The organism is Vibrio sp. B1ASS3 (assembly GCF_905175355.1).
In the GTDB taxonomy this organism is placed as follows: domain Bacteria; phylum Pseudomonadota; class Gammaproteobacteria; order Enterobacterales; family Vibrionaceae; genus Vibrio; species Vibrio owensii.
Genome location: NZ_HG992742.1, coordinates 3,615,811 through 3,636,096, shown reverse-complemented (window position 1 = coordinate 3,636,096; position 20,286 = coordinate 3,615,811). Strand labels below are relative to the sequence as shown.

Genomic DNA, 20,286 nt, shown 5'->3' with positions numbered 1-20,286 from the left:
ATAATGCCATCCATAACGATATCAATGGATGATGAGCAAGCACATGGCAGTTAACGATTCAGTAACGAATTTCCCAATCAACAAGCCTCGGCTGGTTTCGGATAACCAAGCTGTCGATCTTCCGCGTTTCAGCAAGCAGTCTCTTCAACCGGGTGAAGTTGCCCTTGTTGGTGCTGGTCCGGGTGACCCTGAGCTATTAACGCTGAAAGCACTCAACTGCCTACAACAAGCTGACGTCGTGCTTTACGACTACCTAGTGTCTGACGAGATCATGGCGTTAATCCCAAGCGAAACCATTTTGGTATGCGTGGGTAAACGTGCCGGGCACCACAGTGTACCGCAAGAGAAGACCAACCAATTGCTGGTGGACTTTGCTAAGCAAGGTTACAAAGTGGTGCGTATTAAAGGTGGCGATCCATTTGTGTTTGGCCGCGGTGGTGAAGAGCTGGAAGTTTTGGCTGATGCTGGTGTGCGTTTTCAAGTGGTTCCGGGCATTACTGCTGCTGCAGGTGCGACCGCTTATGCAGGTATCCCACTGACGCATCGTGATTACGCGCAATCAGCACTGTTTGTTACGGGTCATCTTAAAGAAGAAAGTGACGACATGGACTGGTCGACGCTAGCGCGTGGGAATCAGACTTTAGTGATCTACATGGGACTGATGAAATCACACTATATTCAGAATCAGCTCATCAAACATGGTAGGGCAGCCTCAACCCCTATCGCCATCATCGAGCGCGGTACGCAAATCCAGCAAAAAGTTTTCACCGGAGAACTTTCTCAACTATCTGAATTATCTAAAGAAGCTCAAGCTCCGTCTTTGATTGTTGTCGGCGAAGTTGTGCGTCTGTCTCAAAAGTTGGACTGGTTTTTGTCTAGTACTGAATTCAACAAAAGTGCTATTGCCAGCTCCATATAATTTCAGACCAAAGATTAGGGACGTAATGAGCCTTCAAGCTTAAAAAGGAAAGACAAAACATGGACCAACAACGTTTAACTCACCTTAAACAACTCGAAGCGGAGAGTATTCATATCATCCGCGAAGTTGCTGCTGAGTTCGATAACCCAGTCATGATGTATTCGATTGGTAAAGATTCATCAGTCATGTTGCATCTTGCGCGCAAAGCCTTCTACCCAGGCAAAATTCCATTCCCACTACTGCATGTAGACACGGATTGGAAATTCCGCGAGATGATCGAGTTTCGTGATCGTACCGCTGAGAAATACGGCTTTGAGCTTTTGGTTCATAAGAACCCAGAAGGTCTAGCAATGGGTTGTAGCCCGTTTGTGCACGGCTCTTCAAAGCATACTGACATCATGAAGACTCAAGGTTTGAAGCAGGCTCTGAACAAGTACGGTTTTGATGCGGCATTCGGTGGTGCACGCCGTGATGAAGAGAAGTCACGTGCAAAAGAGCGCGTTTACTCATTCCGCGATAAGAACCATACCTGGGATCCGAAAAACCAACGTCCGGAGCTTTGGAAAACATACAACGGTCAAGTAAACAAAGGGGAGAGCATTCGTGTGTTCCCACTTTCAAACTGGACTGAGCTGGATATCTGGCAATACATCTACCTAGAAAACATCGAGATCGTGCCTCTGTACCTTGCAGACAAGCGACCTGTTGTTGAGCGTGATGGCATGCTGATCATGGTAGATGACGACCGCATGAAGCTAGAACCAGGTGAAGTGATTGAAGAGAAGAGTGTGCGTTTCCGTACTTTGGGTTGTTACCCACTGACTGGCGCGATTGAGTCTGAAGCTAACACGCTAACAGGCATCATCGAAGAAATGCTGGTGGCAACTTCAAGTGAGCGCCAAGGTCGTGCGATAGACCACGATCAGTCAGGATCGATGGAGCTTAAGAAACGTCAAGGTTACTTCTAAAGGATCTAAGGAAAGATAATGAACAGTGCAGTTGAAGCTCAATTAGCCGAGCTTGGTATTGAAGGCTATTTAAAACAACACCAGTACAAGTCGTTACTTAGATTCCTGACTTGTGGCTCGGTAGATGACGGTAAAAGTACCCTAATCGGTCGCTTACTCCACGACTCAAAACAAATTTATGAAGATCAGCTAGCAGCAGTTCATTCGGATAGCCAACGCGTAGGCACCACGGGTGAAAAGCCAGATTTGGCATTGCTGGTAGATGGTCTACAAGCAGAACGCGAGCAAGGCATCACCATTGATGTGGCTTACCGTTACTTCTCGACGCAGAAACGTAAGTTCATCATTGCTGACACGCCAGGGCATGAGCAGTACACGCGTAACATGGCAACAGGTGCATCGACCTGTGATTTGGCTGTGATTCTGGTTGATGCACGTAAAGGTGTGTTGGACCAAACGCGTCGTCACTCATTCATTTCTAACCTATTGGGATTGAAACACTTCGTTGTTGCTATCAACAAAATGGACTTGGTGGATTACTCACAAGAACGTTTTGAAGAGATCCGTGATGAGTACCTACAGTTCTCAGAAAACCTAGCGGGTGAGACGGATATCCAAATTATTCCGTTGTCAGCGCTAGAAGGCGACAATGTAGTAGAGAAAGGACAGAACTTAAGCTGGTTTGAAGGTCCGTCTCTGCTTGAGTTACTTGAGACAGTGGATGTTGACCACGAGAAAGGCGAAGGTGACTTCCGTTTCCCTGTTCAGTATGTAAACCGTCCCAACCTCGACTTCCGCGGCTTTGCTGGCACGATTTCATCGGGCTCGGTGAAAGTAGGCGACGTGATCAAGGCGCTGCCATCAGGCAAAACTTCAACCGTTGCACGTATCGTGACTTTTGATGGTGATGTACAGGAAGCACAAGCAGGTCTGGCTGTGACGCTGACATTGAATGATGAAATCGACATCAGTCGTGGTGATTTGCTGGTGCTGGAAAATGCACAAGTAGAGTCAACTAACCACTTGTTGGCTGACGTAGTGTGGATGACAGAGCAACCGCTACAACCGGGTCGTGATTACGACATTAAGATTGCTGGTAAAAAGACGGTAGGTCATGTTGAAGCCATTCGTCACCAATACGACATCAACAATCTTTCGACTCACGGTGCAGCTGAACTGCCGCTCAACGGCATTGGTTTGTGTGAATGGTCGCTGAACGAATCTGTCGCGCTGGATAACTACCAAGATTGTGCCGATACCGGCGGCTTTATCATCATCGACCGTCTAACCAATGTAACGGTTGGTGCGGGCATGGTGAAAGAAAGCCTAGCGGCTGTTGAGCGTGGTCTTGCGGATGTTTCAGCGTTCGAACTTGAACTCAATACTTTGGTTCGTAAGCACTTCCCGCATTGGGAAGCTAAAGACCTGAGCCAGTTATTGAAGAAGTAATTGGTTCACCTAGCCTGACGGGATTGCGAAACCCGTCAGGCTGATTTCCCCCGAATCCAGAATGCTCCGGAAGCCCAAGAAACCGAGCATTCTGGCGTTCTTTTTCGCTTGCTTTGCTTTTTTGTCTGGTTACTCGTTTGTCACTCCGTGCAGCTAAGTTTGCACGAGTCGTTGTTGTGCCCGTATCGGGTTTATTGGTAAGGATTGGCTATGTGGGAACAAGGATTTGTATTAGCGATTTTGCTTGGCATTATCACTTGTTTACTCGTAACCAAAATTAAACCGAGTTACGTATTTGCTGGAGCTGCTTTCATCGCCTTTATGGCGGGCATGATTGAGCTCAATACCATTGCGGCAAACTTTACTAATTCTTCACTTCTGACCTTAGTGCTGCTGATCCTCGCATCGAGCGCGTTAGAAAAAACCTTATTGATCAGCTGGGTCAGTCGCAGTATTTCTGAAGGCCATCTTGGTAGTGTGATTGCCAAGTTGGGCTTTTCTACCGCTTTACTTTCCTCTTTCACGAACAACACGGCGGTTGTGGTGTCATTAATTGGCGCGATTAAACGCAACCAACAACATGCGCCTTCTAAGCTTTTGATTCCGCTTTCTTATGCGGCGATTTTTGGTGGCACGTTGACGTTGATTGGTACCTCGACCAACTTAATCATCAACAGTTTTGTTGAAGATGCCGGCCTGCCAAGCTTGAGCTTCTTTACTCCAACCATGATTGGCTTAGCGGTGTTGGTTGGCGGTGTGCTTATTCTTATCCCGCTGAGCTATCTATTACCTAATTACGATGACCAAAACCAAGAGGATTTACCTTACTTCTTAGAGTCTCGTGTTGAGCCTGGTTCACCTTTGGTCGGTCGTACCATTACCGAAAATAACCTGCGTGCCTTGAGAAAATTGTTCCTTGCTGAAGTGATTCGCGATGGCGTGACGGTTTCTTCTGTTGGTCCTGACTTTGTTTTGAATGCCAAAGACCGATTGCTGTTTTGTGGTGATGTAGAAAGCGTGGCGACATTGCAAGAGATCCCCGGATTAACGCTGTTTGGTCATCAACATCTCAATGGTCAAAATTTCATTGAAGTGGTAGTCAGTTCATCGGCGACCTTCTGTCATAAAACCCTTAAAGAGAGTCGTTTCCGTGACAGATTTGACGCGGTAGTCGTGGCAATTCGTCGTGGACATGAACGCCTTGAAGGTGGCTTAGGCAATATCACATTAGCCGCGGGTGACACATTGGTCTTGGTTCCCGGCAAACGATTTGAGGCAGAGCGACGTGCGCACCGCAAAGAGTTTGTTTTAGTGAACGATCTGGATTCCAGCGCGCGCTTGGACTCGAATAAATCCGCTCTAGTACTGTTTGGCTTTGCCGCAGTGATTGGCTGTGCGTTGTTGGAGCTCGTCCCTATTATCAAAGGTTTGGCTGCTTATTTGATAGCACTGCTCGCCTTTGGCGTGATTCAACTGTCTGAACTTCGTCGTCGTTTCCCAATTGATATTGTGGTGATTGTCGGCTCAGCGTTATCTATTGCACAGTTGATGATTTCGTCCGGTTTATCGGTGCGAATGGGCGATATGTTTATTGAGGCATTTAACGGGTGGGGTGTGTTTGGTGCGTTGGTTGCCACTTACATCATGACTCTGGTGTTAACCGAGCTTGTTACTAACAACGCGGCGGCAGCGCTGTCTTTCCCTATTGGCTATAGCATGGCGGTAGGTTATGGCGTTGATCCAATGCCTTTCATTATGGCGGTGCTGTTTGGCGCCAGCGCCAGTTTTATTTCTCCTTACGGGTACCAAACCAACTTATTGGTATACAGCGTAGGGAATTACAAATTGACCGATTATGTGCGAATTGGCGTGCCGATTTCTATCGTGTATTCAGTGCTAGTACTGACGCTGATTCCGGTCTTCTTTCCGTTTTAATCTGTAAATTTACAAGGATACGTTATGACTGCCGAAACTCCGGTAAAAGATGAAAACATCGTTTGGCATCAGCACTCGGTTGATAAACAGTTTCGTGCTGGATTAAAAAAACAGAAGCCTGCAGTACTTTGGTTTACTGGGCTGTCTGGCGCGGGCAAATCAACGGTGGCTGGTGCATTGGAAAATCGCTTAGCCGAACTGGGTTACCACACTTATTTGCTCGATGGCGACAATGTGCGTCATGGCTTGTGCAGCGACTTAGGCTTTTCTGAGCAAGACCGTCGCGAGAATATTCGTCGCATTGGTGAACTGGCGAAGCTGATGGCAGACGCGGGTTTGATTGTTCTGTCGGCGTTCATTTCTCCTCATCGTGCAGAGCGTCAATTGGTACGTGATCTACTGCCTGAGGGGGAGTTTATTGAAGTGTTCGTCAATGCGTCTTTAGAAGTGTGTGAAGACCGTGACCCGAAAGGCTTGTACAAGAAAGCACGCGCAGGAGAAATTCCGAATTTCACCGGTATTGACTCTGAATACCAAGCACCAGCAAACCCAGAAATTGATTTGCCAGCGGGTGAAAAGAGTGTCGAAGAGCTGGTGGAGTTGTGTTTAATCGACCTTAAACAACGTGGTGTGATCCGATAAAAAAGCATTTGGATCATGGGTGGCCAAAAAGTCACTGAGCAGTTAAAAGAGCTTTTGGAACATAGGTGACCAAAAGCTCTTTTTTATGTACTAAACGGTGTGGTTTACTGTGGTTTTTGCTTCACTATGAACGCTAAACCTTTGATTTAGAAGCGCTAGCATCTGGTCATAGTATTGATTGTTAGGCTTGTTACCAAGCAGCTTACACAACTCATTACCTGTCGGAGTAAAGCGATAGTAAAGCAGACGCACGCCCTTTGTATTCACCTGTAAGGACAAGTTCTTACCTTGGTAGCTGAGCATCAAAGGCGTTTCAATACCAATTTCGCCAGACTCTAATTCAGTACTGTGTAGCAGCCCTAACTCAATCAACACTAACAAACTTGAATAAGGAAGCTGGAAGCTGCCCATGTTGAGATTGCTGGTGGTATCGCGTTTGCCAAAACTGAATATTCCGCCATGCGCTTTGTAGCCAATCAATAGCTTTCTACTTGAATCACCACCAAAACTGCACGCTAACGTCGCGGCACGTTGCAGAGTTTGGGCTTCTCTCGGCGACATGTCTTTCAGCACTTTAAGTGCTTTCATCGAAGTTGAACCGGGGTTGGTGACTTCGCGTTTCATAACTTGAGCCCAGAGTTTTTGCATCGAGCTGTTGTGGATGTCCTGAGCCATATCGAAAAATCGATACAACCAGTCTTGGTCAGGTTCACCTGCGGTCTCATCTCGACACGAACTGTGTGCCAGTTTGAGGATCTGCTCTAAGTTCTTCTGTCTTTGTTCTTGGCGGCGTTGTTCTCTTAATTGAGCTCGCTCAAGTGCGGTTTTGGCTGGAGGATCACTTTGCAACAATGCGTCTAGCCCGTAGATTTGGGCAATGCTTTGAACACGACTTGCACTGTCTTTAATGTAGCCAGACTTCTTTTCATGGTGAGTATGTTTTTGTTGTGTGGGTTCGTGTTCGATAACAACAGGTTGCTTTGTTGGTTCTGCCATTTCATTTCCTACCAAGACTGGCGATTAGCGCTTGTTTAAATTTACACCTTTCCTGTTTTCTCGACCAGAGAGGCATGTCTTGAAATTGACAGAATAAAGGCTATTCAAAATGATAATGAGTTGTTAAAATTGTTATCGTTATTTTGGAGGGGTGATGAAATATTCAGGCGTAAGCAAACTGAGAAAGCACCTGTCGATAGCGCTACTTTTGGTTTTATATGTTGGTGTATTAGCGTATTTGTCGCGCTACATTGTCTAACTAACAGAAAGAAAAAAGGCGCCGAATCGACGCCTTGGTGTATCTACTTAATGAGCTATACGAGCTCATTGAGCTACAAGCTACATGTCATCGTAGGCTTCAATTGCTGAGCCATCAATCACGTAGGCCGTTTCTGCCAGTTCATGTTCTATGGTCTCGGTCTTTAATGTCCCCACGACATAAATAACATCCCACAACTCTTGTACTGGCGCTCCTTTCGGAAACTTCACGTAGATGATCTGGTTTGGTGGTGGCGGTGGAACGTGGATACAAGCGCCAAAATATGGCACCAGCAAAAATTCCGTCACTGTATTCGCGTCACCCTCTAATGGGATCACAAAGCCAGGGATTTTTACCTTGCTACCGTTCAGTTCTGGACGAACATTACCAATCTTTGACTGTAATGCCGCGCCACCGGTGTGGTCAGTCGCAGGCATGCCTACGCTGTCGAACATCTTGCGCTCATTCTCAGGGACTAGATCAATCCAGTCGAGTTTCAACGGTTCATCACTTGCCAATACTGGCGCAGTGAACGAAATCAGTAGCAAGCAGCTAGCGAGTATCTTTTTCCACATCTTTACTAAATCCTAATTGTCATTCCATCACTGAGCGATTGTCGGTAAGCACGGAATGCAGGGATGAAGCCAATCACAATGCCTGCGCACTGCACAAAGCCAAGCAACATCCATTCATACGGCGACAGTGCCGTTAATGTTAGGTGTATACCATAACTTTGTTGGATTATCGGTTGCAAGAGGGCAAGCATAGAATACAAACCCGCGACCCCAACAATGATACCTGCAAATGTCAGTAAGCTTGCTTCGCTGATCAGCAAAGAGAACACGTGTTTTGGTCTTGCTCCCATTGCTCGTAGGATGGCCATTTCTCGGCGACGTTCTTGTAAGCTAGTGAGTAGACTGCTCAACATCCCCAATAAGCCTGCGACCACGACAAACCCTGATACCGCCATTAGCGCTTGCTCAGCAATAGACATCATTCCCCACAATTCGTGTAGGGCGACACCCGGCATGATGGCGCTAAGCGGCTCTTGCGGATAGGTGTTAATTTGTCGCTGTAAGGCGAAGGTTTGAATGCGTGATTTCAAGCCGATCAACATCGCAGTAATTTGCTTAGGCTGGAAGTCTCTTGCCTTGAGCTCTTCTGCGCTCGGTGTTGGACCAAGACGAGCGCCACTTTCCCAACCGACATGTATCGCTTCAATTGCTTCCAATGAGACGTGGACAGTTTTGTCGACGGGTGTGCCTGTTGGTGCAAGAATACCGACGACTTTAAACGGCAAATTGTCATGGCGGCTAAAGCCAACATCGCTGATGCCATGGGCAATGATGATCTCACTACCGATTTTATACCCCAGCTTTTTGGCGACATCAGAACCTAGAACCGTTTCGAATAAACCGTTGAATTCTCGACCTTCAGAGAAGGTTAGTGGTTGCTTACTTCCGTACTTGTAATGTTCGAAATAGCTGTGATTGGTCCCCATGACTCGGAAGCCTTTATGGGAATCACCCAATGAAATCGGAATCGCCCAGTCAACGGCTCGGTGATTGGCAAATTCTTCATAGCTTTTCCAGTCAATGTTGTTGGTTGCGTTGCCGATTCTGAAAACCGAGTACAGCAGCAGGTTTACCTGCCCTGAACGCCCGCCGACAATTAAATCAGTACCAGAAATGGTGTTGGCAAAACTGTCTTTGGCTTGAGTGCGAATTCGCTCTACGCCTAACAGAAGGACAACAGAAATCGCGACGGTCATGATGGTAAGAATCGCCGTCGCTTTGCGGTTCATCAGGCTTTTCCAAGCGAGCTTTACTACGGCACTCATGATGCGGCTCCTAGGGTTTGCGCTTGATTGATTTCAGGCAAGTTTAGTGTTCTGTGGAAGAGAGATTCCAGAGTTGGATCATGGCTAACAAAAACCAATGTGGCTTTGGCAAGATTGGCCTGTTCCATCAGTAACTCAATAAACGCTTTGCGGTTGTCATGATCCAAGGCTGAAGTTGGCTCGTCAGCAATCACCAGTTCAGGTTGGCCGATCAGTGCACGGGCAGCTGCAACGCGTTGTTGCTGGCCAATACTCAGCTCAGAGACTGGCTTATGGTGCAGTGCTTTCGGAAGATGCAAACGTTCTAGCAGTGATGTTGCTTGCTCTTCAAGCGTTGCAGTCGAAGCGTTTGGTGCAACTCGATCTCGGCGAATTTTGCTGAATTGGCATGGGATTAGGACGTTTTCGATCACATTCAAGTAAGGCAACAAATTGAATTGTTGGAAGATATAGCCAATGTGATCGGCACGAAATTTGTCTCTTTGACTTGCTCTTAAGCTAGCAAGATCGGTCTCAAGTACAGACAGAGAACCCGATGTAAGAGTATTGATTCCAGTTAGTAGGGCAAGCAGAGTCGATTTACCACAGCCGCTAGGGCCTTTGATAAAGACATGCTCACCTTGAGCGATGTGTAAGTGTGGAATATTAATGGTCGCGTTTTCAGAGCCGGGCCAGACAAACTGGGCATTAGCAAGCTCAACAACGTTTGACGTGGTTTCAGTCATAATAAATTACCAAAGCAATGGCGTGTGAGTAAGTACTCACACGCCATGTGAGTTATTTAATTGCGATCTTTGTGTTGCCTTTGTTCAACGTTGTCGCTGACTGAGTAGTGTCAGTGAATAGATTTGCGCTGATTGATTCTGTCGCTGGGAACTGCTTGAACCAAGTTGTATCAATGCTGTTTAGGTCTGCGACTGAATCACAGTGGTAACGGTATTCAACAGTAAACTCACCGTGGCCGCCGTGTTCATGATCGTGGCCTTCATGGTCGTGCTCATGTTTGTCATGATCGTGACCTTCGTGGTCATGCTTATCGTGGTCGTGGCCTTCATGATCATGGTGGTCATGACCTTCGTGAGAATCTTGGCCTAGTGTGTGAGATACATGAACATCTTCAATCACACATTTTGCTTGTTGGTTGATAGCAAATAGCTTGTCTGTATCTTTTAGCGCAGCAATCGCTTGTTTAAGTGCTTGCTCTTGCTCCGCATTTTCTGGTGCGTGTTCAAAGCCCACTACGTCAGCGCCTGGAGAAGTGATTTCAATCAATAGGTCTTTACCGTCTTGAGCAATATTGAATTCTACGTGACCGTGAACGTGCGCTTCGTGCTGACGGTATTCTTCTGCGTTAGCAGTTGCTGCTAGTGATAGGCCGATAACAAGAGCTAGAGCGTGTTTAGATGGCATTTTCTTTTTCCTAATTTGCTTAATTATTTTGCTGTGGTTGCTGAATTAAATCATGAGGTTAGCAACCAGTTTTGTTTCTAGTATGGGGACTTCTTAAGTTTAAGCAAATATCGGCGGCGCACGTGCTGTGTAGCGCACATCACTGACATTTAAGTGCTTTTCGATAACGTCAGAATGCGTTGAACGTTGATACGTTGGAGCGAGAATTTCTGGTAGAGCCTTAACCAGACCATGATGAGCTCCTGCAAACATTTGGCAGTGATGGTGGCTGTGATGTTCTGGAATTAGGTCAAGTTCATGGGCAATGGTAGCGAAATTCCATACGATCAGTAACGCAACACTGAGCAAGACAACAGTGCGACGCCAATGATGTGTGGTTGCTAGCCAGCGATAGTGCATCTTAAAGCCCGAAATGATACTTGGTGTTATAATATAACATCCATTTTCGCTAAAAGTTCACTCTTTTGTTAGTGCAGAGCAAATTATCTTTGGTGAAAGAAGTGCTTATGAGAAGAGTAATCTGGGAGAGATAAGGAAGTCGCTCCCTGCCAAGTGTGGCAAGGAGCGTAAAACAGCTAGATGTTTTGTTTGATAAGTCCAAGTACTTGCGTGATTTCATCAGGAGTCAGTGCGCCTTCTTTGATGAACAACACTTTACCTTGTTTATCTTGCACAATGATTGCAGAGCTTTCTTCTTTTAGGGCCCAAGAGCTTGCTACTACACCGTTTTCATCCAGAACCATAGAAGACCAAGGAAATTCTTGTTTGCTGTCTTGTGCTGAAGACTTCACAAACGAGCCTGTTCCCCAAACTGCATCATCTTGATTGATGATGGTTGTGGTTTGGTAAGCGTCTGCTGGGAATTTTGCGTCAGTAAGTGCGACCATCAATGGTGCATTCATTTCTTTTGAGCTGCTGCGTCCTGCAATAGCCTGAATAACTCGGACCTTACCTAGCATCTGTTGAGTTGCCCAAGGTTGGTAAGCCACACCTTCACCTTGCAGTACGATTTCACCATAAGCATCAACTTTTGCTGCGGGTACACTCTCTCCAAGAGACAGGTTGTGAGCAAGCGCTAGACCCGGAGTAAGAGCAAGGAAAAGAGGGAGGAGAGTCTTAGTTTTCATATTGTTATGTTCCATATGGGTTGTGAGACTTCCCAAGTATATACTTACAGTGAATAAAAATGTAGAACCGTTTATAACAATTCTTTAACGTATGATGTCTAATATTGTTGCGTTAACGTTGAAATTTGATAGAATGAACCACGTCGCAAATTGCGCATAAAGGTTGCCAAGGAAAGAGCAATCAGTGTTTTCTCAAAAGGATGTTGAGGTTGGTTATGCTACGTGAGTTTGCTGTTTACCGTCCACGTCAGGTGGCGCGTTTCGTTAAGACTTTATTCAAAGGTCAGTTTTCAATTGCAGGTGTGGGTGAGTTCCGTTTTGATAATGGAAAAGTACTACTACCTGACGTAAAAAATCCCAAACAACTCTCTGTATTTAGAGAAGTAAACCAAGCGATATTATCGCTCCCGGTATAATGACAAGATTTGTAAAAGAGCGACTTTCGTCGCTCTTTTTCGTTTCGGATTAACCTTGAAGGCTCGGTGGGAAGCAAACACCTGTGCCGCCCAACCCACAATAACCGTTTGGATTTTTTGCTAGGTATTGCTGATGGTAGGTTTCAGCAAAGTAGTAAGGGCCCGCCGCTTGGATTTCCGTCGTGATTGCCGCGCGCTGATCTTCTTGCAAAGCTTGTTGATACTGGATTTTTGATTTTTCTGCCGCATCTTGTTGTTCTGGCGAGTAGGTATAAATCGCAGAACGGTACTGAGTTCCTAAATCGTTACCTTGGCGCATTCCTTGCGTAGGGTCGTGTCTTTCCCAAAACGTTGCCAGTAATTGCTCCAGAGAAATAATGCGCTCGTCGAATACGACGCGAACCACTTCGGTATGGCCAGTTTTGCCTGTGCAAACTTCATCGTAAGTGGGATTTTGTGTGTAGCCACCTGCGTAGCCGACGGATGTTGATACGACGCCTTCAAGTTGCCAAAACAGGCGTTCAGCGCCCCAAAAGCAGCCCATTCCGAATAAAATTTGTTGTTGGTGAGATTGTGGCTGAGCCGTTAAACTCGATTGATTTACAAAATGAGTGTCATCGATTTGCATTGATGCCTCTCGACCAGGCAGTGCATCTTCTATACTGATCATTGTCTGTTTGTTGAGCATGGTATTTGTCCTTCAATACGTGTCTTAATTTTGCGAATTATTTTATTCAGTCTGAATATGATGTTGTGATGACATAGACCGTAGTAAACCTATTAATATTACAGACTTAGCCTTTAATTGGCGTTATTATTGTTTACGTTTATTTAACCTCGTCCAGCTAAAAAGCATGATAAGAAAAGCTACCCCGATAATTGCTAGCCTCCTTGCCTTTTCTCATAGCGCTTACGCCGATGTTTCCCTGACGATCAAGGGCATCGATGGCGCGCTAGAAGATAATGTGAACGCTTATTTGTCTTCAATTCCCGAAGACGACTACTCTACGTCTTTGCGCTTTCAGGCGCGATTGGAACAAAGTATCACTGAAGCGTTGAATGCGCTCGGCTATTATCATGCGAAAATTTCATACACTATTACGAAAGATAATGATGAACTGATCGTCAACGTCAAACCTGGCGAGCCGGTCAGAATAAAAAAGATGGACGTGGTGATTTCGGGTGAAGCCGAGAAAGACGAAGAGTTCACGAATCTCATCAACAAATCACGATTGAAAGAAGGTCGTATCCTCAATCAAGGGGAATACGACGCTCTAAAATCAGGAATTCGCAACTTAGCGCTGCAACGCGGTTACTTTAATGGCGACTTTAAGCTGAGCCGCCTAGAAATTGTACCAGAGCTAAACGAAGCGAATGTTCGTTTGCATTATGACAGTGGTATTCGCTATCACTTTGGTACGGTTGAAATTCTGGGCAGTCAGATCTGGGAAGATCGAGTGGACTCTCTGCGTCCATTTAAAACTGGTGAGCCTTACTTGGTTTCCGAAGTGGGTGAATATAACCAAAACCTATCTAACACCGATTGGTTCTCTTCGGTGTTTGTCGAGCCGGATCTGAGTAAGTTGGATGACGGTCGTGACTTGCCAATCAAAGTCTCTCTTGCTCCTGCTGCGAAAAACCAATTGGAGACGGGTATTGGTTACTCTACCGATACCGGTGTGCGCGGTACGCTGAAATGGAAAAAACCATGGGTAAGCGCTCGTGGCCACAGTTTTGATACCGCGCTTTCGCTATCGAAACCTGAACAAACCATTACAGCGGGCTACAAAATCCCACTTGATGATGTACTGCATGAGTACTACCAACTTCAGTTCGGTTTGAAGCACCTTGATAACCGCGATACGGAGAGTTTGGAATCGAATCTTGCGGTAGAGCGTCACTGGATCACTGATGGTGGTTGGCACAAGACTCTGTACGTTCGCCACTTGTACGAAAACTTCTCGCAAGGTTTGCAAGAAGATGGTGTGCAATTTGTTCTGCCGGGTGCGTCGTTCTCTCGTACACGAACTCGTGGCGGCAACATGCCAATGTGGGGTGATAAGCAGAGTGTGACCGTTGAATACGGCGACCCTGCATTGTTGTCTGAAACTCGCGTTCTTCGTCTTCTGGGTCGTACGTCTTGGATTCGAGGGATTGGTCAGAACCATCGTGGCTTATTCCGTCTAGAAGGTGGTGCCAACATCACTGATGAATTTGAAAAGCTATCGCCATCGCTGCGTTTCTTCGCCGGTGGTGACAACAACATTCGTGGTTATGGTTATGAGTCTATCTCGCCAACCGATGCCAGTGGGGCATTGACTGGTGCGAAGTACATGGTGACCAGCACGCTTGAGTATCAATATCGCGTAACTGGTAACTGGTGGGGCGCAGTCTTCTACGATATCGGTGACGCATTTAATGAAACCCCAGTCTGGAAATCGGGCGCGGGTGTGGGCATTCGCTGGGCATCTCCAGTTGGTCCGGTCAGCTTTGACTTTGCTTGGGGTCTAGACTCTGAGCCAGATCCTGAATTCCGCATCCACTTCTCATTGGGGCCTGAGCTATGATGAAAACAACCTTGAAGTGGACGAAATGGTTCTCAATCGGTCTGCTGAGTCTAATTCTTTTGCTGGCGATCTTCGTCGGCACCATTCTATTTACGCATCCAGGTTTAAAGCTGGCGCTTTGGGGCGCAGAGAAAGCTTTACCACAACTTAAAGTTGAGCAAATTCAAGGTTCATTGTTCCCTCGATTTGCTTTACGCAACGTCAGCTTTGTTGACGAGTCGCTGAATGTTGATGCAAAGGTTGAGAGCTTAACGCTCGCGATCAACTTCCGTTGTTTCTTTGATCCGAAAGTGTGTGTGGATGAGCTAGCTCTGCAAGGTGTGAACTTCCAAATGCCGGAGCTGCCTCCTGCAAGTGAAGAGCCGGAAGAAGAAACCCCGCCGCTGCGTTCCATCAGCACTCCTGTGCCAATTTTTGTCAATAAAGTCAGCTTTAACGACATCAACCTAAACATCTTAGGAAACAAAATTGACTGGCAAGATTTCTCGACGGCGTTGTCGATGCAGGGTGACCGTTTAGTCATTGCACCAACGGCATTGAAAGCCATCAATGTTGCTCTTGCACCAAGTGAAGAGGCGACAGAAGAGCAATCTACACAAGCACCAGAGGCCAAAGCTGCAGACGAGAAAGGCGAGTCACAAACCAAAGTGGCTCAACAGTCGGCAAATACGGCATCTGAAGCGACAGATAAAACGCAACTATCAGAACAAGCCTCAACTCAAGAGGTTGCTGCAAAACAACAAGATAAGACACAGCCCCAAGCGACGGCAGAAGCTGAGCCTGAAGGTATTGTTTTACCAGAGGTATGGATTCCACTGACCATCGACGCGCAGCGTCTTGATATTCATGACTTTAAATTGTCTGGTGACACGCCGGTTATCGTTCATCACTTAGGACTCAAAGCAACGGCGGGCGGTGATAAAGTCGATGTTAAAACGCTTGAGCTTGATATGCCGGAAGTGGAAGGTCAGCTAAGTACGCAAGTGACATTATCGGCTGATTACCCAATTCAAGCGCAGATTGATGCCTTAGTTAAACAAGCGGACGTGAAAGGCCAGAAGTTGTCGTTATCTGCGTCTGGCTCCGTGGGTGATTTGTCATTACAAGCAACGCTTTCTGATCTGGTTAAAGCCAAGATTGAAGGCCAAGTTCAACCGCTTAAACCAGAGTTGCCATTTGATATCAAACTGAAAGATGTCGAAGCGCAATGGCCATTGAGTGGAAAAAGTGACTATCAAGTCTCTGTGCCGAGTTTAGAGACGAAAGGCTCACTAGATGGCTACACCGTTGCGCTAGAAACGAAGGCATCGGGTAAAGATATCCCAGCAGTCGATGTGGCGCTGAACGGCAAAGGTACGCTTGAGCAGATTGATTTAGACAGCATTGTAATCAAAACGCTAGGTGGTGAGTTAGCGGGTAAGGTAATGGCTAACTGGGCGGCACCAATCAACTGGCAAGCCGATCTGAACCTGAAGAACATTCAACCTGGTTTACAGTGGCCAGAAGCCGAAGGTGATATCAGCGGTAGTCTATCGACTTCAGGCTCACTAACCGATCAAGGTGGCTGGCAAGTGAGTCTGCCTAAACTGGACATCGACGGTGTTCTACGTGGCTACCCGTTAAACATTGAAGGCCAATTAGACGCCGCGGATAAGACTGGCAAAGGCGAAGACATTCAACTTAATACTCAAGGTTTAGCCTTGTCGCATGGCCCTAACTCATTGCGAGCGAAAGGTAAGATCGACAAGCAAATTTTAATGGATGTTGAGGTTAACTTCCCTGATTTCGCGAAAAGCGTGCCGGATCTTGGCGGTAAGATGAATGGTAATATCGCACTTCGCGGTAGCCTGAAACAGCCAGATATCAAATTAGATCTCGCGCTTAACCAAGTGAATTGGCAACAACAAGCGAAGGTCGAGACGATTACCCTGAAGGGTGATGTGACACCTCTGCCTGCGCCGAAAGCTGATGTGAGTTTGATTGCGAAAAACATCACTTACGATGACATCAAAATCGACAGCGCAGATCTTGAAGTGACGGGTGATGAGAAACTGCATCAACTGACATTGGATGTGGTATCAGACATCGTTTCAAGCAGCTTAGAAATTGAAGGTACGTTTAAGCAGAAACCTGAAATGATCTGGGATGGTGCATTGCGCCGACTCACGCTAAGCACACCACAAGGCCCTTGGGCACTGCAGAAATCGACGGCAGTGAAAGTGAACATCGACAAGCAAGTGGCTGATGTACAAGCGCACTGTTGGTTACAGTCTAAGTCGAGTGTGTGTTTGAGTGAGGACATCAGCGTAGGTAAGAGCGGCGAAGCGAAGTTAGCCATCACCAACTTTGACTTTGACCAAATCAAACAATTCTTACCGCCAGAAACCAAACTGCAAGGTTCGGTGAATGCGAACGCGTTTGCGAAATGGGCACCAGACATTAAACCGGAAGTCACGGTGAATGTGGATATGCCAAAAGGTCAGGTTGAGCAAACACTAGAGCAACCAATCAAGGTCGGTTGGGAAAGCGTGAGCCTCAAAGCAAAATTGGCTCAGGATAAGTTAGATGCCGAGTGGCTACTTGACGTCACAGACAACGGTGATTTATCCGGTAAGGTAGCGTTGAATGACGTTTCTTCAGAAAAGCCAACTATCGATGGTAAAGTGTCGCTATCGACGTTCCATCTCGATTTCTTAGCCCCGCTGATTGGTGAATACAGCTTGTTCAAAGCGAACATGAATACGGATCTGGCTCTGTCGGGTGATGTGATGCATCCGAAGGTCAACGGCCAATTCTTGATTGACCAAATGAAGCTGCAAGGTGAAGTGACGCCAATCGATATCAACTCTGGCCAAGTCGCGATTAACTTTAAAGGTCACCAAGCGGATTTAGACGCTGGCATTATTACGCCAGATGGCAAGTTGGAAATTAACGGTGATGCAGATTGGCGCGATCTAGAAAACTGGCACACCAAAGCTCGTGTGTTTGCTAAAGAGCTAAAAGTTGATATGCCGCCGATGGTGCGAATCAAGGTCGAGCCAGACATGACTATTGATGTCACACCGAAGCTTGCCAAGGTAGAAGGTAATATCAATCTACCGTGGGGACGTATCTTGGTGGATGAATTGCCGCCAAGCGCAGTTGGTGTCTCGAGCGATACGGTTATCTTGAACAAAGACATGCAACCGGTCGATGGTGAGCCAGCGCTGCCGTTTAACGTCGAAACCGACATCAACATTAAGATTGGCGATGACTTCCAGTTATCTGCATTTGGCCTAAAAGGCGACTTGCAAGGAAACTTGAACGTGACGCAAAAAGACAAAGGTCCATTCATTGTCGGTGAAGTGAATATCGTCGACGGTTCTTACCGTTCATTCGGCCAAGACTTGGTGATTGAAGAAGGTAAGATCATGATGAATGGTCCAGCGGATCAACCTTACGTATCGATTAAAGCGATTCGTAACCCAGACAACACGCAAGATGATGTGACGGCAGGTGTTCGAGTGACTGGCCCTGCGAGTGACCCAACGGTAGAAATCTTCTCGGATCCTGCAATGCCACAAGCAAACGCGCTGTCTTACCTATTGCGTGGTCAAGATATCGATGCGGAGTCGGGCGGTAACGCGATGACCACAACCTTGATCGGTCTCAGCTTGGCGAAGAGCGGTAAAGTAGTGGGTGAAATCGGTGAAGCCTTTGGTGTACAAGACCTGCAATTGGATACGGCAGGTTCGGGTGATGACTCTCAGGTGACGGTGAGTGGTTACATTCTGCCGGGTCTTCAAGTGAAATACGGCGTGGGTATCTTTACCTCTTTAGGCGAGTTCACTGTTCGTTATCGTTTGATGAAAGATTTGTACTTAGAAGCGGTATCCGGTGTCGATAGTGCGGTTGATCTGCTTTACCAATTTGAATTCAACTAAGCTTAGCTTTTAAACATAACTAAGGAGTGGTTATGCAGCATTTGGTTTTTGTGTATGGCACCTTGCGCAAAGGAGAGCACAACCATCACTTTTTGAGTACTGCTGAATTTCTTGGGCATCATCAAACCGATGCCCAGTTCGCGCTTTATGACTTGGGGCCTTACCCCGCTTTGTCGACGGGGCAGCAAGTCATACAAGGCGAAGTGTACTTGATTGATAATGACACCTTGGTTGAGCTAGATAAGCTGGAAGATGTGCCGGTTGAGTATCGAAGAGAAACCATTGCGACGCCATTTGGCCAAGCTTGGATCTACTTATATCAAGACACAGAACAACTTACGGAAGAGATAGCATCTGGCGATTGGTGCCAACGCGTGTGAACTATACTTAGACCAGTAACGTATGCATTGACGATATATACAACAAAGACTTGGGAGGTCTGCGATGAAATATCTTTCACCAATCATACTGCTGCTACTGGTCGGTTGTTCAAATACCGCACCACCTAGTGGCAACGACAGCATGGAATGGAAGCAATATGGTATGCAGCGTGCAGAAGCGGGCGATATCAAACTGTCTATGCAAGAGTTCAATAAAGACGATGAGCTATACATGGCTTACAGTAATGGCTACGAAAGTGGTCGAGCTAATTACTGCGCTCAAGACGCTTTTACACTCGGTGAAAGTAGGCGTTACTACCGTGGTATCTGTGATGACCTAGATGACCGATTCCGTCGTGAATACGAGTTGGGTCGCACAGCAAAGGGCAGTAAACGTTACTAGCAAGCAATCAGTAAGATGTAAGGAGTGATTATGAGATTATTCGTGGTCGGCGCTATGTTACTTTTCCTCAACGCTTGTGCTCAGACAACGTTACCAACCTCTGTGAGCGTGACAGACTGGCAGGCCTTCGGTAAGCAATCAGCGTTAGACGGAGCGATTGAATTATCGGAAGAGCGCATCGCCAAGTTAGATGACACTAATCGTGCTACTCCTGAACTCATCACGGCATACAAAACTGGCTATCAAGAAGGTAAACAAGAATACTGCGAGCAAAGTGCTTACATTCTTGGCGTACAGGGCGCGCCTTACTTTGGTATCTGCGATGACGTTGATCCATTTTTTCAAAACGATTATGAATCAGGCAGGCTATCGACGGCTGGTGGTTACTAACGATATATCGTGAAAACAAAAAAGAGCTGCCTGTGTGCAGCTCTTTCTCTTTTTAACGTTCGCGGTTATTTGCTTTGCGCACGCTCGTAAGATTCTAGGATTTCTGCTTTTGCGGCAGCAACATCTGCCCAACCATCCACTTTCACCCATTTACCTGCTTCAAGCTCTTTGTAACGTTCAAAAAACTGCGTGATTTGGGCTTTGAGTAATTCTGGAATATCGTCTACATCTTGAATGCCTTCGTACTCTTTTGAGATTTTAGAGTGTGGCACAGCGAAGACTTTCGCATCTTCACCTGATTCATCCGTCATCTTCAATACGCCAACTGGACGGCAACGAATCACAGAACCTGGCATCAATGGGTAAGGAGTAGGAACCAGTACGTCAACTGGGTCACCATCTAGAGAAAGAGTGTCGTTCACGTAGCCGTAGTTACATGGGTAGAACATTGGCGCAGACATGAAACGGTCGACAAATACAGCACCAGTGTCTTTATCTACTTCGTATTTGATTGGATCCGCGTTAGCAGGGATTTCGATAACGACATAGATATCGTCAGGCAGTGATTTACCTGCTGGTACGTTGTTTAAGCTCATTTGAATATTCCTTTTCATTGAGGATTAAGCGTTTAGAGGCTTAATCTGGCTAACATTTACGCAGTT

20 protein-coding genes are annotated in these 20,286 nt (G+C 46.5%); 11 read left to right on the top strand and 9 right to left on the bottom strand.

From position 1 onward, the window contains the following. Positions 1-43: 43 nt before the first annotated feature. The 5 genes from cobA (at position 44) to cysC (ending at position 5,913) form a co-directional block, all read left to right on the top strand. The gene (gene cobA, locus KJB05_RS16415; protein ID WP_069218285.1) at positions 44-919 is read left to right on the top strand and encodes a uroporphyrinogen-III C-methyltransferase; all 876 of its coding nucleotides are present in this window, start codon (positions 44-46) and stop codon (positions 917-919) included. Between the two features lie 59 nt (positions 920-978). Then, positions 979-1,887 carry a sulfate adenylyltransferase subunit CysD gene (cysD, locus tag KJB05_RS16410; protein WP_005430587.1) on the top strand — a complete coding sequence of 303 codons (909 nt, stop codon included), beginning with the start codon at positions 979-981 and terminating at the stop codon, positions 1,885-1,887. Positions 1,888-1,905: 18 nt separating this feature from the next. Next, positions 1,906-3,336, top strand: coding sequence for a sulfate adenylyltransferase subunit CysN (gene cysN / locus KJB05_RS16405; protein WP_208444340.1), 1,431 nt, complete (start codon positions 1,906-1,908; stop codon positions 3,334-3,336). Between the two features lie 210 nt (positions 3,337-3,546). After that, the gene (locus KJB05_RS16400) at positions 3,547-5,271 is read left to right on the top strand and encodes an SLC13 family permease (protein ID WP_005437336.1); all 1,725 of its coding nucleotides are present in this window, start codon (positions 3,547-3,549) and stop codon (positions 5,269-5,271) included. Positions 5,272-5,295: 24 nt separating this feature from the next. Then, a complete protein-coding gene (gene cysC / locus KJB05_RS16395; protein WP_020196529.1) occupies positions 5,296-5,913 on the top strand; it encodes an adenylyl-sulfate kinase in 618 nt (205 codons plus the stop codon). 90 nt (positions 5,914-6,003) lie between these two features. Here the strand turns inward: cysC and KJB05_RS16390 are convergent, their stop codons facing one another. The 7 genes from KJB05_RS16390 to KJB05_RS16360 all read right to left on the bottom strand — a co-directional run bounded on the left by KJB05_RS16390 (position 6,004) and on the right by KJB05_RS16360 (position 11,545). Next, positions 6,004-6,909 carry a TIGR03899 family protein gene (locus KJB05_RS16390; RefSeq protein WP_020196530.1) on the bottom strand — a complete coding sequence of 302 codons (906 nt, stop codon included), beginning with the start codon at positions 6,907-6,909 and terminating at the stop codon, positions 6,004-6,006. Positions 6,910-7,248: 339 nt separating this feature from the next. After that, on the bottom strand, positions 7,249-7,743 hold the full coding sequence (locus KJB05_RS16385; RefSeq protein ID WP_009707821.1) for a DUF3299 domain-containing protein: 495 nt from the start codon (positions 7,741-7,743) through the stop codon (positions 7,249-7,251). Between the two features lie 5 nt (positions 7,744-7,748). Beyond that, the gene (locus KJB05_RS16380) at positions 7,749-9,008 is read right to left on the bottom strand and encodes an ABC transporter permease (RefSeq protein WP_005437344.1); all 1,260 of its coding nucleotides are present in this window, start codon (positions 9,006-9,008) and stop codon (positions 7,749-7,751) included. After that, complete coding sequence (locus KJB05_RS16375; RefSeq protein WP_208444339.1) at positions 9,005-9,733, bottom strand: ABC transporter ATP-binding protein; 729 nt, start codon at positions 9,731-9,733, stop codon at positions 9,005-9,007. The genes KJB05_RS16380 and KJB05_RS16375 overlap by 4 nt, the downstream gene beginning before the upstream one ends. Before the next feature lie 52 nt (positions 9,734-9,785). Next, positions 9,786-10,418, bottom strand: a complete 633-nt coding sequence (locus KJB05_RS16370) for a DUF2796 domain-containing protein (protein ID WP_208444338.1) — start codon at positions 10,416-10,418, stop codon at positions 9,786-9,788. Positions 10,419-10,517: 99 nt separating this feature from the next. Beyond that, entirely contained in the window at positions 10,518-10,817 is a 300-nt protein-coding gene (locus KJB05_RS16365) for a DUF2607 family protein (RefSeq protein WP_005437348.1), read from the bottom strand. Between the two features lie 176 nt (positions 10,818-10,993). Beyond that, positions 10,994-11,545, bottom strand: a complete 552-nt coding sequence (locus tag KJB05_RS16360; RefSeq protein WP_009707817.1) for a YtfJ family protein — start codon at positions 11,543-11,545, stop codon at positions 10,994-10,996. Positions 11,546-11,760: 215 nt separating this feature from the next. On the opposite strand from KJB05_RS16360, the gene KJB05_RS16355 reads away from it, so the two are divergent. Beyond that, entirely contained in the window at positions 11,761-11,961 is a 201-nt protein-coding gene (locus tag KJB05_RS16355; protein ID WP_009707816.1) for a DUF1107 domain-containing protein, read from the top strand. A gap of 49 nt (positions 11,962-12,010) precedes the next feature. Here KJB05_RS16355 and msrA read toward each other — a convergent pair whose 3' ends face one another. Further along, positions 12,011-12,649, bottom strand: a complete 639-nt coding sequence (msrA, locus tag KJB05_RS16350; RefSeq protein WP_020196535.1) for a peptide-methionine (S)-S-oxide reductase MsrA — start codon at positions 12,647-12,649, stop codon at positions 12,011-12,013. Positions 12,650-12,815: 166 nt separating this feature from the next. Here msrA and KJB05_RS16345 point away from each other — a divergent pair, with 166 nt between their 5' ends. The 5 genes from KJB05_RS16345 (at position 12,816) to KJB05_RS16325 (ending at position 19,624) form a co-directional block, all read left to right on the top strand. Next, positions 12,816-14,528 (top strand): autotransporter assembly complex family protein, encoded by a 1,713-nt coding sequence (locus KJB05_RS16345; RefSeq protein WP_208444337.1) that lies wholly within the window; start codon positions 12,816-12,818, stop codon positions 14,526-14,528. After that, a complete protein-coding gene (locus tag KJB05_RS16340; RefSeq protein ID WP_208444336.1) occupies positions 14,525-18,451 on the top strand; it encodes a translocation/assembly module TamB domain-containing protein in 3,927 nt (1,308 codons plus the stop codon). The genes KJB05_RS16345 and KJB05_RS16340 overlap by 4 nt, the downstream gene beginning before the upstream one ends. Before the next feature lie 32 nt (positions 18,452-18,483). Then, positions 18,484-18,831 (top strand): gamma-glutamylcyclotransferase, encoded by a 348-nt coding sequence (locus KJB05_RS16335; protein ID WP_005437357.1) that lies wholly within the window; start codon positions 18,484-18,486, stop codon positions 18,829-18,831. 64 nt (positions 18,832-18,895) lie between these two features. Then, on the top strand, positions 18,896-19,234 hold the full coding sequence (locus tag KJB05_RS16330) for a DUF2799 domain-containing protein (RefSeq protein WP_199453138.1): 339 nt from the start codon (positions 18,896-18,898) through the stop codon (positions 19,232-19,234). A 30-nt stretch (positions 19,235-19,264) separates the two neighbouring features. After that, the gene (locus tag KJB05_RS16325; protein WP_009707810.1) at positions 19,265-19,624 is read left to right on the top strand and encodes a DUF2799 domain-containing protein; all 360 of its coding nucleotides are present in this window, start codon (positions 19,265-19,267) and stop codon (positions 19,622-19,624) included. A 65-nt stretch (positions 19,625-19,689) separates the two neighbouring features. On the opposite strand, the gene ppa is transcribed toward KJB05_RS16325, so the two are convergent. Further along, positions 19,690-20,220, bottom strand: a complete 531-nt coding sequence (ppa, locus tag KJB05_RS16320; protein WP_005437361.1) for an inorganic diphosphatase — start codon at positions 20,218-20,220, stop codon at positions 19,690-19,692. Positions 20,221-20,286 lie beyond the last annotated feature (66 nt).

Bases quoted from the DNA above. Each gene is read 5' to 3' on its own strand.
- cobA (WP_069218285.1), top strand. From the start codon at position 44: ATGGCAGTTAACGATTCAGTAACGAATTTCCCAATCAACAAGCCTCGG.
- cysD (WP_005430587.1), top strand. From the start codon at position 979: ATGGACCAACAACGTTTAACTCACCTTAAACAACTCGAAGCGGAGAGT.
- cysN (WP_208444340.1), top strand. From the start codon at position 1,906: ATGAACAGTGCAGTTGAAGCTCAATTAGCCGAGCTTGGTATTGAAGGC.
- KJB05_RS16400 (WP_005437336.1), top strand. From the start codon at position 3,547: ATGTGGGAACAAGGATTTGTATTAGCGATTTTGCTTGGCATTATCACT.
- cysC (WP_020196529.1), top strand. From the start codon at position 5,296: ATGACTGCCGAAACTCCGGTAAAAGATGAAAACATCGTTTGGCATCAG.
- KJB05_RS16390 (WP_020196530.1), bottom strand. From the start codon at position 6,909: ATGGCAGAACCAACAAAGCAACCTGTTGTTATCGAACACGAACCCACA.
- KJB05_RS16385 (WP_009707821.1), bottom strand. From the start codon at position 7,743: ATGTGGAAAAAGATACTCGCTAGCTGCTTGCTACTGATTTCGTTCACT.
- KJB05_RS16380 (WP_005437344.1), bottom strand. From the start codon at position 9,008: ATGAGTGCCGTAGTAAAGCTCGCTTGGAAAAGCCTGATGAACCGCAAA.
- KJB05_RS16375 (WP_208444339.1), bottom strand. From the start codon at position 9,733: ATGACTGAAACCACGTCAAACGTTGTTGAGCTTGCTAATGCCCAGTTT.
- KJB05_RS16370 (WP_208444338.1), bottom strand. From the start codon at position 10,418: ATGCCATCTAAACACGCTCTAGCTCTTGTTATCGGCCTATCACTAGCA.
- KJB05_RS16365 (WP_005437348.1), bottom strand. From the start codon at position 10,817: ATGCACTATCGCTGGCTAGCAACCACACATCATTGGCGTCGCACTGTT.
- KJB05_RS16360 (WP_009707817.1), bottom strand. From the start codon at position 11,545: ATGAAAACTAAGACTCTCCTCCCTCTTTTCCTTGCTCTTACTCCGGGT.
- KJB05_RS16355 (WP_009707816.1), top strand. From the start codon at position 11,761: ATGCTACGTGAGTTTGCTGTTTACCGTCCACGTCAGGTGGCGCGTTTC.
- msrA (WP_020196535.1), bottom strand. From the start codon at position 12,649: ATGCTCAACAAACAGACAATGATCAGTATAGAAGATGCACTGCCTGGT.
- KJB05_RS16345 (WP_208444337.1), top strand. From the start codon at position 12,816: ATGATAAGAAAAGCTACCCCGATAATTGCTAGCCTCCTTGCCTTTTCT.
- KJB05_RS16340 (WP_208444336.1), top strand. From the start codon at position 14,525: ATGATGAAAACAACCTTGAAGTGGACGAAATGGTTCTCAATCGGTCTG.
- KJB05_RS16335 (WP_005437357.1), top strand. From the start codon at position 18,484: ATGCAGCATTTGGTTTTTGTGTATGGCACCTTGCGCAAAGGAGAGCAC.
- KJB05_RS16330 (WP_199453138.1), top strand. From the start codon at position 18,896: ATGAAATATCTTTCACCAATCATACTGCTGCTACTGGTCGGTTGTTCA.
- KJB05_RS16325 (WP_009707810.1), top strand. From the start codon at position 19,265: ATGAGATTATTCGTGGTCGGCGCTATGTTACTTTTCCTCAACGCTTGT.
- ppa (WP_005437361.1), bottom strand. From the start codon at position 20,220: ATGAGCTTAAACAACGTACCAGCAGGTAAATCACTGCCTGACGATATC.